The sequence below is a fragment of the Exiguobacterium sp. s43 genome (assembly GCF_018617255.1).
Taxonomy (GTDB): Bacteria; Bacillota; Bacilli; order Exiguobacteriales; family Exiguobacteriaceae; genus Exiguobacterium; species Exiguobacterium profundum.
The window spans coordinates 2,025,591-2,038,143 of the sequence record NZ_JACSJT010000001.1; the positions used below are offsets into that span (position 1 = coordinate 2,025,591).

At 49.0% G+C, this 12,553-nt stretch carries 12 protein-coding genes; 1 reads left to right on the forward strand and 11 read right to left on the reverse strand.

Annotated features, from left to right (window positions below; genetic code table 11):
* Window positions 1-284: 284 nt before the first annotated feature.
* The 11 genes from copZ to KNO79_RS10375 all read right to left on the reverse strand — a co-directional run bounded on the left by copZ (window position 285) and on the right by KNO79_RS10375 (window position 11,084).
* Window positions 285-491, reverse strand: coding sequence for a copper chaperone CopZ (copZ, locus tag KNO79_RS10325; protein ID WP_074037662.1), 207 nt, complete (start codon window positions 489-491; stop codon window positions 285-287).
* Window positions 488-2,599 carry a heavy metal translocating P-type ATPase gene (locus tag KNO79_RS10330; RefSeq protein ID WP_214691231.1) on the reverse strand — a complete coding sequence of 704 codons (2,112 nt, stop codon included), beginning with the start codon at window positions 2,597-2,599 and terminating at the stop codon, window positions 488-490. The genes copZ and KNO79_RS10330 overlap by 4 nt, the downstream gene beginning before the upstream one ends.
* Window positions 2,600-2,610: 11 nt before the next feature.
* On the reverse strand, window positions 2,611-2,913 hold the full coding sequence (locus tag KNO79_RS10335; RefSeq protein ID WP_214691232.1) for a metal-sensitive transcriptional regulator: 303 nt from the start codon (window positions 2,911-2,913) through the stop codon (window positions 2,611-2,613).
* A gap of 90 nt (window positions 2,914-3,003) precedes the next feature.
* Window positions 3,004-4,551, reverse strand: coding sequence for a long-chain-fatty-acid--CoA ligase (locus KNO79_RS10340; protein WP_074037665.1), 1,548 nt, complete (start codon window positions 4,549-4,551; stop codon window positions 3,004-3,006).
* A gap of 100 nt (window positions 4,552-4,651) precedes the next feature.
* Window positions 4,652-5,125 (reverse strand): PTS sugar transporter subunit IIA, encoded by a 474-nt coding sequence (locus tag KNO79_RS10345; RefSeq protein ID WP_214691233.1) that lies wholly within the window; start codon window positions 5,123-5,125, stop codon window positions 4,652-4,654.
* Between the two features lie 147 nt (window positions 5,126-5,272).
* On the reverse strand, window positions 5,273-6,262 hold the full coding sequence (lplA, locus tag KNO79_RS10350) for a lipoate--protein ligase (protein ID WP_074037667.1): 990 nt from the start codon (window positions 6,260-6,262) through the stop codon (window positions 5,273-5,275).
* Between the two features lie 71 nt (window positions 6,263-6,333).
* Window positions 6,334-7,221, reverse strand: a complete 888-nt coding sequence (locus tag KNO79_RS10355) for a Cof-type HAD-IIB family hydrolase (protein WP_214691234.1) — start codon at window positions 7,219-7,221, stop codon at window positions 6,334-6,336.
* Window positions 7,222-7,308: 87 nt separating this feature from the next.
* Window positions 7,309-8,694, reverse strand: a complete 1,386-nt coding sequence (gene hemG, locus KNO79_RS10360) for a protoporphyrinogen oxidase (protein ID WP_214691235.1) — start codon at window positions 8,692-8,694, stop codon at window positions 7,309-7,311.
* Window positions 8,687-9,616: a ferrochelatase gene (gene hemH / locus KNO79_RS10365; protein ID WP_078146425.1), complete on the reverse strand. Its 930-nt coding sequence runs from the start codon at window positions 9,614-9,616 to the stop codon at window positions 8,687-8,689. Before hemH ends, hemG begins: the two co-directional genes overlap by 8 nt.
* Window positions 9,613-10,662: a uroporphyrinogen decarboxylase gene (gene hemE / locus KNO79_RS10370; RefSeq protein WP_074037670.1), complete on the reverse strand. Its 1,050-nt coding sequence runs from the start codon at window positions 10,660-10,662 to the stop codon at window positions 9,613-9,615. Before hemE ends, hemH begins: the two co-directional genes overlap by 4 nt.
* 116 nt (window positions 10,663-10,778) lie before the next feature.
* Window positions 10,779-11,084 (reverse strand): MerR family transcriptional regulator, encoded by a 306-nt coding sequence (locus tag KNO79_RS10375; protein ID WP_031421197.1) that lies wholly within the window; start codon window positions 11,082-11,084, stop codon window positions 10,779-10,781.
* 120 nt (window positions 11,085-11,204) lie between these two features.
* Between KNO79_RS10375 and KNO79_RS10380 the strand changes: the two genes are divergently transcribed.
* Entirely contained in the window at window positions 11,205-12,509 is a 1,305-nt protein-coding gene (locus tag KNO79_RS10380; RefSeq protein WP_251125220.1) for an ammonium transporter, read from the forward strand.
* The last annotated feature ends 44 nt before the right edge of the window (window positions 12,510-12,553 follow it).

The window sequence follows — 12,553 nt, forward strand, 5'->3', positions numbered from 1 at the left end:
CATCATATCAAACAATTGTCGTGAAATGATGGGAAAGAAATGAAGTCAAAGAAAAAAGAAGGTCACGAAACCGCACCTTCTTCACCGTACTGAATTTGTTCGTAACTGTTGCGTCAAAAATGCTGCGCCCCCACTAATCAACGCCAACACTCCACTGATCATGATCATTTCCATGATGTCCGCCTCCCGTTGATACCGATTCTCATTATCAACTTAAATATAGCACACATCTTATCCATTGGATACCACAAAAAAGTCCCGATTTCACTCGGGACTTACCATGATTATGCTTTTACATCGTATCCTTGTTCTTCGACTGCTTCCACCATCGTCTCAAGTGAGACAGAATCTTGATGGATCACGTCGACTCGATGCTCTTGGAGAGATACCGTCGCTGATTCGACACCGTTCAATTCATTCAATGCCCCCTCAACGGCAGCTTTGCAATGATTACATGTCATACCTTCTACGGTTAACGTTGTTTCTTTCATGATGATGATCCTCCTTGTGTTTTTAATCGTAATGCGTTCAAGACGACAGACACCGAACTGAACGCCATCGCCGCTCCAGCAATCCATGGGGCAAGTAACCCTGCTGCAGCGACCGGGATACCAAGACTATTATAGGCAAGGGCCCAGAACAAGTTTTGACGAATGTTCTTCATCGTCAAACGACTCATATTCATCGCTCGACTTACGCCTTCAATGTCTTGCCCTACAATTGTAACATCTGCCGCCTCGAGTGCGACATCCGTACCACTCCCGAATGCGATCCCAACGTCCGCCACCGCAAGTGCCGGGGCATCGTTCATGCCGTCCCCTACCATGGCAACGCGACCGGATTGTTTCAATCGTTCAATCTGCTCCGCCTTCTCGACAGGAAGGACTTCGGCAATGACTTGACGATGCGGGAGACCAAGTTCGTCGGCAATCGCGTAGGCGACTTCTTTCCGGTCACCTGTCAATACATACACGTCACGCGTTTGGTTAAGGGCTTGCACGATTTCACGACTTTTCGGTTTCAATTGATCTTGTAGCCCGAACGCCCCAACAATCCCACTTTCATCCGCGACATAGACCGGGGTCATCGCCCCCATCGACCAATCTGGCAAGTTGTATCCGAGCTCTTCCATCATTCGAACGGACCCGATGACGAGTTCTTTACCATCCACAACCGCTTTAACACCTCGTCCGGCCAACTCCTCCACTTTCGTCACGACACCATCGCCTGCTTCCCGACCAATGGCGGCCGCCAAAGGATGTGTGGATTGTCGTTCTGCCATGACGGCGCGTCGGAGCGCTGCCTCGTCACCAAACGTTTCCACTACTTCTGGCTTCCCGTTCGTCAACGTCCCTGTCTTATCAAAAACAACGATGTTTGATTCATTGAGTGATTCGAGTTGCCCCCCACCTTTGAACAATACACCTTGTTCTGCCGCTCGTCCCGTTCCAACCATGATCGATGTCGGCGTTGCCAAACCGAGGGCACACGGACATGCGATGACAAGTACTGCGATTGATGCTCGAATAGCCGTATCGATATCATTTAACAGGAATGCCCAGACCACGAACGTGACAACACTGATGGCTACGACGATCGGTACGAAGACACCCGAGATGCGGTCAGCCTGACGTTGAATCGGCGCCTTATCCGTTTGTGCCTGTTCGACGACACGTACGATTTGAGCGAGCATCGTCTCTTTCCCGACTCGTTCCGCCCGCATGAGAATGCGATGAGACTGATTGATTGTTCCGCCGACAACTTCGGCGTCGACAGTCTTTTCTGCTGGAATCGATTCCCCTGTCAACATCGATTCATCAATGACCGTCTCTCCCTCGATGATTCGTCCATCGACCGGAATCTTCTCTCCCGGACGTACGACGAGAATGTCTCCTACTTTGACGAGTTCGACAGCGACAGACCGTTCTTCACCCTCGACAAACAGAATCGCTTCTTTCGCCTGAAGCGACAAAAGTGATTTCAACGCATCAGTCGTCTTCTCTTTCGCTCGTCCTTCTAACCACTTCCCAAGTAAGACAAGTGTGATGAGGACGGCACTCGTCTCAAAGTAAAGATGTGGATTCATCGGGTGTACGATCATTTCAAAGATGGAGTAAAAGTATGCAGCAGACGTCCCCGTCGCGACGAGCACGTCCATGTTCGCCGACCCGCTCTTCAAGCTCTTATACGCGCCTTGATAAAACTGTGCCCCGATCCAAAACTGGACAGGTGTCGCAAGGGCGAATTGCCACCATGGGTTCATCAGCCACGGGGCATGAAATCCGAGTCCTGGTATATGCGTCAACATGACGAGGAGTAACGGGGCCGATAACAGCGCAGAGATGATGACTTTCCGCTTTAATGGACGCAGATCATGCGGCGGTGCCATTTCCACTTTCGGCTCGGCTCCGTATCCGATTTTCTCAATCCGAGCAATCAGCTCTTCTTCTGTAATGCCTTCATCGACACGAATGGTCGCCGTCTCGAGCGGAAGGTTGACCGTCGCTTCGACACCGTCCATTTTGTTCAACACTTTTTCAATTCGTGCCGAACAAGCCGCACAGGTCATTCCTTGTATGGATAACTCAACGGTTTTCATGAAATCCCTCCTTATTTTTTGATGCGGCTGACGATTATCATCAATTCATCAATGTAAGGTTCCATGTTTTCCGTCTCACTTGCGTGAACCAAACACTTGCGCATATGACGCTCTAACAGTTGCATCTCGACTTGCTTCAGAGCGGCCTGAATGGCTGACGTCTGTGTCAAAATATCGACACAATAGCGGTCGTTCTCGACCATCTTTTGAATCCCTCGGACTTGTCCTTCGATTCGTTTTAGACGTTTCCCGAGTGCCTCCCGTTCAGCATCATCACGCGGAACGAGTGGTTGGTCATGTATAAATTCTTCCATGTTGATCACCTCACCACCAATATACCCCTACCCCGTAACAGTGTCAAATGAAAAGAATAAAAAAGAGCGAACTAAGTCGCCCTTCTCTACTCAACTATTTTGAAACGCTTCGCTCTTTAAGACCGTTCGTAAAATCTTACCGGTCGTATTTCGTGGAAGCTCATCAATCAATTCGATATAGGTTGGTTGCTTGTATTTTGCTAATTTCGTTTGTGTGAATGCACGAATGTCCTCTTTCGTCACATTTTCATGTTTCGTGACGACGAACGCTTTCACCGCTTCCCCTTGTTCTGCATCCGGCACACCGATGACGGCAGCTTCGACGATATCCGGATGTTGATACAATACTTCCTCTACCTCACGAGGGTATACGTTATAGCCTCCAACGATGACCATATCCTTCTTCCGGTCGACGATATAGAAGTAACCATCTTCGTCACGTCGCGCCAAATCGCCTGTATAGAGCCATCCGTCTCGAAGTGTCATCATCGTTTCTTCCGGTAGTTTGTAATACCCTTTCATGACGTTCGGTCCTCGTACAATCAACTCTCCGACTTCACCGACGCCGACTTCTTCCCCAAGCTCGTCGACGACTTTATTTTCGACGTGAACGATTGAAGGTCCGATCGACCCGGATTTTCGCTCGCCATGGAGCGGGTTGAAGCAAGTGACCGGCGATGCCTCGGACAAGCCATATCCCTCTAGAATCTTGCACTCAAACATCTGTTCAAATGACTCGAGCAATTGAACTGGTAAGCTTGCTCCTCCTGAGACGAACACACGGACATGCTTCAACGCAGACGTGTAGGCCGGTACTTTCATTGCCGTCTGTAACAAGAAATTGTACATCGTCGGCACTCCGGCAAACAACGTCACACGGTGCTTCGGCACCAAGTCGAACACATCTTGTGGAGAGAACTTCGGTAAAATGACAATCGTCGCCCCTCGGAGGAGTGGTGCATTGACGATGACCGTCAAACAGAAAACATGGAACATCGGCAATGCCGCCAATGCTTTATCCTCTGGAGTGATGTCTAAATACTCTCCGATAGAATGTGCGTTTGAGAACAAGTTTCGATGGGTGAGGAGAGCTCCTTTCGGTTTTCCGGTCGTCCCACTCGTATAAAGGATGACGGCAACTTCATCCTCGTCCACTTCGATGAACGTCCCTTCTGTTTCAGCAAACGCTTCTGCGAATGGGATGAATTCAATCGTCCCCTCCCGCTTTAATGCCGGAACATCGGCATATGGAACGGAAATCACGAGTTTTAAGTAAGGCAACTTCGTGAGTGCCGCTTCCGCCTGTGCGACGAGCGGTGATAAGCCAACAATCCCTTTTACATCCCCATCAAGCAGAATGTAGGCCATTTCATCAGGCGTGTATGTAGGGTTGATCGGAATGACGACCCCTCCACGTGACAACACAGCGAAATATGCAATTAGGAACGCAGGACTATTTCCGAGAACGAGGGCGACGTGATCGCCTTGTCCAATTCCTTTTTGCTCAAGTGTCGACGCCATCGCCTTGACTTGCCCATAAAACTGTCCGTAACTCACCGTGTCTTCCCCAAACACATACGCCGCTTTCTGCGGGTGAGCAATCACTACTTCTTGTAGTGACTTGACTAAGTTTGCCATGGTAATCCCCCTTTAAATGAATGATGATTCACTTTTGAGCCATAAAAAAGAGCACGTTGCCCGCGCTCTTTTCAATTACTTCTATTGTACATGAAATGTTTCAATAAGAAAACGCTTCCAAAAAGTTCGCATGCAAGTGAAACAATCCAGCTCGACTTTTCACGTGTACGAGCGCTTGGAGAGATTCATCATCCATGAGCAAATCATCAATCAGTTTATGATAGCCTTGTTTTTTTGATTCATTCGTAGCCGTAATGAATAATATCGCTTTCGCTTGAATCGTCTCTCCCGTGATAGTTTTTACTTCACACGTGTTCAGCAGATGAAGAAGGGAAATACCGTCTCGTTTCGCTATGGAGATAGGAACATCAATGACCGCAACCGGCACAGCGACATCACTCACCCCAGAAGGAATGATCGGTTCTTGATCGAGAACGACTCGCGTAAATGAAGAACTGACCATGCCTTTTCGTTCTAATTCAAGACCTACCGCCATAATCGCACGTTCAAACGTCGATTGTTCCGTCACCCACATCCGACTCGGGTCCATCCATTCACTGAGCCTTCGATACATTGTGATTCCTCCTATTTTTGATCAGCCTCTACGAAAGCGCTTGCACAAATTATGATACGCCTTCTCCCATCCAGGTGCAATCCGTACGTTCAACGTTCACGAAACTGCCAAAAAAAGGCGACCTCCGTAGAGACCGCCATGACTAACTTAACTAATCAAATCGACTAATTCCTCGAGCTCGACATTTCCGAAGTAATGTTTCAAATCGAGTTGCATCAATTGTTCACGGATGGCCGCACGTTCGAAACGCGTCCCAACGAGCGCTTGCTCGACATCTTGGATGTCACCGACACCGAAGAAGTCACCGTAAATCTTCGCTTCTGTGATTGTCCCTTTGTTGACGTTCAAGCGGACATCAATCGTCCCGATTGGGAAACGACGTTTCGACTCGACGTCGAACTTCGGCGACTTCCCAAAGTTCCAGTCCCAGTTCGCATAGCGTTCTTTCGAGATATCATGGACGATTTCCCAATCCTCGTCACGAAGCACATAGCGTTCCGGTTGTTCTCCATCATAAATCGAATGGAGAAGCGCTTCGACGAAATGTTCCATCTCCATTTCACGCTCTAAAAATTCAGTGATGTTCGCCACACGGCTACGAACTGACTTGATTCCTTTTGAACGCATTTTCTCTTCCGAGACGTTAAGTGAGTTCACGACCTCTTCAATGTTCGAGTTGAACATGAGCGTCCCGTGGCTGAACATGCGTCCACGCGTCGTGAATTGTGCGTTCCCACTGATTTTGCGTTCTCCGACCTGAATGTCGTTACGACCTGTCAGCTCTGCCTCGACACCGAGGTTACGAAGCGCATCCACGATTGGTTGTGTGAACTTCTTATAGTTATTGAACGAGTTGCCATCGTCTTTTGTGATGAAACTAAAGTTCAAGTTTCCTTCATCGTGATAAACGGCACCTCCACCAGAGAGACGTCGAACGACATCGATGCCGTTCTCTTCGATGTACTTCAAATTGACCTCTTCTGATGTGTTTTGGTTTTTCCCGATGATGATGGACGGACCGTTAATATAGAACAAGAAGTAATCTTCATGGTCTACGTTCAAATGTTTAAGGATATACTCTTCAACCGCCAAGTTGAGCTTCGGGTCGCGGATATCCGGATTAAAAATAAATTTCACAGTTTATTTCCTCCTAGTCGGATGTTCGTTACTCGTATTATACGAAACGAGACGAGCCCTCGACAAATCTTTTACTTCCACTCACCTGTCATCACGCGCTTCAATGCGTTCGCCACACCAAACTCATCATGGCGTTCGGTGACATGGTCGCTGATGGCAATCAAGTCTTCATGGCTATTGCCCATCGCAATCCCTTTACCGGCCACTTTGAACATCGGAACGTCGTTCAAGTTATCCCCGATCACGACGACCTCAGATAAATCGATGCCATAATGTTCGGCAAGTTTTGTCACACCGTTCCCTTTATCTGCACCGTGTGCCATCACTTCGATGTTATCATTGCCTGAAGACGTGACATACACCCCTTCGACTTGGTCTTCGATTTCTTTCCAAAGTCCGTTCATTTTCTCAAGGTGGCTCGAGAAAGCGATGAACTTGTAGACACGTCCCGCTTCTTCTCGGATAAAGTTCTCAATGTCATCAACAATTTTGACGTCTTCGTTGACGTAGTAGCGATTCTTAAAGAATTCGTACATCTCGAGCGAGCGGTCGTCACCATTCGCTTTCAAGTTTTTCATCGATGCTTCAATCAAATCGCCACGGCTCGCCACGAGTCCCGCTTCTGTGTACATTTCGTAAAAAACGTCTGCATACTTGTCATCTTGATGAAGGACATCGATGACTTGAAGTGCCTCTTCAATCGTCAAATCGATTTCATGAAGGATTTCTCCCGACGTGTCGAGCACACGTCCCCCATTCGACGAGACGATCGGGCAAGAAAGTCCGACCTCGTCTAAAATCTGTTTCGCATTCACATAGTTGCGCCCCGTCGCAATCGCAAAGCGAATTCCTGCCGCCTCTGCTTCACGAACGATCTCCGCTGTCTCATCCGCGATTTTGGTGTGGTTGTGCAAAATCGTACCGTCCATGTCTGATACAAAAAGTTTATACGTTGCCATCTTCCATCACTCCTTTTTCTCTTTCGCTTTTAACTATAACAAAAAGAGAGGGTTGCGGAACAATCCGAACCCTCCCTTCATCAAATCTCAATTTTTTTCACGCAATGCCTTCACTTGTTCCCGAATACTCTTCACACAGTCCGGCATCCCAATTCCGTCATAGGCGATTCCGGCGAGAATGACGCCTGGGTATACCCGGCTCATCTCGGCCCGAAGTGCTTTTACGCGGTCCGCATGAAAGACTGCATAAGGAGGCAGCCCATCACGGAGTCTACTGACGACGGTTTGAATCGGCTCACGATGGATGCGCATCAGGCCTTGAAGATCGTGTAATGCCGTCTCGATGATTTCTTTGTCAGATGCTTCAACGATATCATCTGCCCCGGGGCGCCCTAAAAAGACACGAAGAACGTGATATCCTTCAGGCACCGCATGCGGCCATTTTTGGTCGATGAACGTACACGCAGTAATGGTCACATCTGCTTCTTGACTCGTCACGAAACCTGTCCCGACAAAAGGAAGCTCAATATCTTCTTTTTTGAAGACAAGTGAGCACGTCGCCGTCGCATGCGGCTTCATATCCGCTAAGAAGTCACTATCGACTTTCGGGAGGAACTGACGTATGAGACGCGGTGGGACCGTCAAAACCAGATGGTCTGTATCGATGTCTCCGCGATTCGTGAAGAGGCGGTACCCGTCCTCACGCTCGGATACTTGTTCAACGGAACAGTTTAATACGATTTCAGTTCGGTCCAACCGTTCTGCCAAGCGGTCCGTCAGTGATTTGAGTCCACGTTTCAACGAGGCGAACTGACCAACCTTCTTCGCCCCGACTTCCGCGACTCGTTGTTCAGGACGTAAGTGTCGCATCCCTTCATACAAGTTCCCGTATTTCTTTTCTCCCTCGATGAACTGTGGGAATGTCGACATCGCACTCATTTGATCGATGTCCCCGGCATAGATACCAGAGAGTAGCGGTTCAATCAATCGGTCGACAATCGGATCTCCGACACGTTCACGAAGGTACAGACCGAGTGAAACGTCCGAATCAGGTGCTTTTACATTCGGTGGTGACAGCAACATCTGTTTCAAGTCCTCGTGCTCTTCTTCGGAAAGCAACGTCGTCTCACGAAACGCATTGACATCGAGCGGGATCCCCATCACCGTCTGCTTCGGAATCGGATGGAGCCCGTCATGATGAAGGACGTAAGCCTGACCGACTCCATTGCGGACAAGTTCATCGCCTAAGCCGACGTCCTCAATCAATTCCGTCATCGCAGTCTTTCGAAAGACATACGAGTCCGGACCACGCTCCACCGCAAACTCGCCCGTCTCATACGTATCAATCTTTCCTCCGAGGCGATCGGTCGCCTCGAGCAACGTGATGGTCACGTCTTCCGGCAAATAACGCTCCGCATAAAAAGCGGCGGTGAGACCTGTGATCCCACCACCGACAATCGTGAATTTACGCATGATGCACAATCACGCTTTCCATTCGATCCGCGATGGCTTCGATGAAGCTTCGCTCTGCATTTGGCATAGCTGGACGTGCGTAGTGAACACCGAGGCGGTCACAGACAACCTTACACTCGACGTCGTTATCGAACAATACTTCGAGATGGTCTGCAACAAAGCCAACCGGCGTATAGACGAACGCCTCGTAGCCATGCTTTTCATAAAGTTCAGCCGTTAGGTCTTGGACGTCTGGTCCGATCCATGGGTCCGGCGTGTTTCCTTCTGACTGCCAACCAATCTCATAATGCGGGACGCCTGTTTCAATGGCAATTTTATCAGCTGTTTCTTTCAACTGATCCGGATACGGGTCGCCACCAGCCAAGATTTTCTCAGGGAGACTATGCGCTGAAACGATGAGACATGTCTTTTCAGCCGGTACAGGCAATGACGCATACGTATCGTTGATCGCATTCGCCCACCATTTGATAAACTTCGGCTCATCATACCACGACTCTACCGAACGAATGTCGATGCCATACTTCGCTGCTTCTTCATGAGCACGTCCGTTGTATGATTTGACGCTATATGATGAGTAATGAGGTGCTAAGACAACCGACACCGCCTCTTTGATGCCGTCGTTCGCCATTTGTGCGACCGCGTCTTCTACGAACGGTTCGATATGCTTCAATCCGATATACAGTTTGAACTCGATTTCACCTACATGACGCTCGTTCAAGATGTCACGAAGCGTCTCCGCTTGATCGATCGTGATTTTTGCGAGTGGAGATACTCCACCAATCGCTTCGTAACGTTCCGTCAAATCTTGAAGTGCTTCCGGTGACGGTTTGCGTCCGTAGCGAATGTGCGTGTAATACCGCTCGATATCTTCTGGTTTGTACGGTGTGCCGTACGCCATGACAAGTAGTCCGACTGTTTTCATGATTCGTTGCCTCCCATTTTTTCGCGTGAGTAGTCGTGAATGAATGCCGTCAATTTGACGAGTACGGCCGGGTCGACTTCAGGGAACACCCCATGTCCCAAGTTGAAGACGTAACCTGGCTGTTTCATTCCTTCATCTAAAATTTCCTTTACCTTCTCTTCGATGACCGACCATGGAGCTAACAAGAACGACGGGTCTAAGTTTCCTTGAACCGCCTTTGTGATGCCACGGTCCCGTGCTTCCTGTACTGACAGACGCCAGTCAAGTCCGACCACATCAAGGGGAAGGTCGTGCCATTCCTCGATTTGATGACTCGCTCCGACACCGTGCATGATGAGCGGAATGTCGAGTGAACGTAGTTCTTTAAAAATACGCTCCGTCGTCGGTTTGATGTAACGTGCATAATCTTTGCGACTGAGCGTCCCGACCCACGAATCAAACAATTGGAACGCTTGAATGCCGGCATCCGCTTGCGCCTTCGCATACGTGATGACCATGTCGCCGAGTTTTTCCATCAATGCATTCCATACATCCGGTTCTGCATACATGAGTGCTTTCGTACGATGGTAGTTCCGCGACGGTCCCCCTTCGATCATATAGCTCGCCAATGTGAACGGTGCGCCTGAAAAGCCGATAAGCGGAACTTCTAGTCGTTCCCGTAGTAGACGGATTGTGTCGAAGACGTATGAGATATCTTCCGGGTTTAACGGTTTTAAGCGTTCCACATCTTCCATCGTTCGATACGGGTTATCGATGACCGGTCCAATCCCGCTCTTGATCTCGACATCGACTCCCATCGACGGCAGTGGCGTCATAATGTCTTTATATAGAATGGCCGCGTCGACTCCGAGTTGTTTCACCGGAAGTTCCGTCACATATGCACAAAGTTCAGGATCATGCGTGATCTCGAATAGTGACCTCGTCTTTTTAATCTCTCGATATTCCGGTTGGTAGCGTCCGGCTTGGCGCATGTACCATACAGGTACATAATCTGTCGCCTCTCCTTTAAACGCTTTTAAAATAGTATCGTTCATACGTCGCGTCATTCCCCTCTAAATTTCTCCTACACTCTTTATTCTCGTGTTTGTGAACTCAAAAACATTATACAGAAATTAATTAGAATTATGCTAATGTGAAGCATTTTCATTGTGTTTTCTTTGTGTCATTTTTTTGTCGGAAATGTTCGGAAGGCAGAATTCAATTGACCTCGAATCAAATCATCACGCTGTTTTGTCGACAATCGTCGTTCTCGTTCCTTAATATCTTGAATTCGCCATCCATCCTCTAGTTTAGTCGCCACTTCGACCAAACGTTCCACGTCATGGAAAGAATATTTACGTGAACCACCTTTTGTCCGTTCCGGAAAGACGAGACCTTTTGCTTCATAATACCGGACTTGACGCTCCGAAAGTCCCGTCAATTCAGTCACAACGCCAATCCCGATCACTTTCTTCGATTTATAGTCCATTCAGCCTCGCCTCCTTAATAAAAAAACTATGTCAGATAATCTGACAAAATGCAATCCAGCATGAATTTTTCGTTTTACACTGAAGTCAACTTTTGGAAAGCACCTAAGAAAAAGGAGGGCATGAACATGGAAGACATTCTCTATTATATGGACACGCTGTATGTACTCATCGCTGCATTGCTCGTATTGACGATGCAATTAGGTTTCGGATTACTCGAGACAGGGACGCTTCGGGCGAAGAACGCCGGTCACGTCGCGGTCAAACAAATTATCAGCCTCTCTGTGGCGGCACTCGCTTTTTGGGCGGTCGGGTTCGGTCTCTCGTTCGGTGACGGGACGACTTGGTTTGGGACAGAAGGATTCTTCTTAAGCGGATCATTCACAAGTCTCGACTGGGCGAACGTCTCCATCGACATTAAATTCTTATTCCAGTTATCATTCGTTGCAGTTTCCCTTGCCATCGCGTGGGGTGGATTTGCGGAACGGGCTAAGCTTTCTGCCTACGTTCTGTTCGGTATCTTCTTCGTTGCCATCCTCTACCCAATCGTCGCTCGCTCAGTATGGGCTGGCGGGATGCTTGGATCGATGGGGATGCAAGACTTCGCCGGATCAGCGGTCGTTCATCTTCAAGGTGGGATGGCAGCGCTCATGGCGACAATCATCTTGAAACCACGTCGGAAGACGGAATCACTCGCTGGTCATAACCACGTGTTGACGGTCGTCGGTGGACTCGTGCTTTGGCTTTGCTGGTTCGGATTCAACGCCGGTTCGACGATGTCGGTCGCTGACGGATTCTTCGGTTACGTCGCGTTGACAACAATGCTCGCCACAGCAGCCGGTGCACTCGGTGCTCTTGCAATCGTCATGCTCCATCGGAAGACGGCAGATATCCCGACAATCGTGAACGGAGTACTCGGAGCACTCGTTGCCATCACGGCAGCATGCGCGTTCGTCGAACCGTGGGCAGCTGTCGTCATCGGTGCACTCGCATCTGTTGCAACATACGGAACGAGCATCTTGATGGCGAAGTATGTGGATGACCCGCTCTGCGCCTTCTCCGTACACGGAGTCGCTGGGATCATCGGAACACTCGCACTCGGTTTCTTCGCATCTCCTCGACTCGTTGAGATTACAGGGATCGGTTCTGCTGGACTCTTCTACGGTGGCGGATTGACACAGCTCGGTGTGCAGACACTCGGTGTATTGATCGCGATGGTCATCGCCGGTGGTGGAAGTTATGCCTTCTTGAAACTTCTCGACGTCACAATCGGACTCCGTGTCACAGAAGAACAAGAAGATGTCGGCCTCGACATCGCAGAACATGGTGTATCAGCATACGGTGAAGTCGAAGAAGCAACTGAGAAACCAGGACGCCTCCCGAAGATTCTCGGTTCGAGCGTATCCGTCATGTCACCTAAAAAATAATCTAATCACGTGAGAAGGACATCCCGCACAGGATGTCCTTCTTT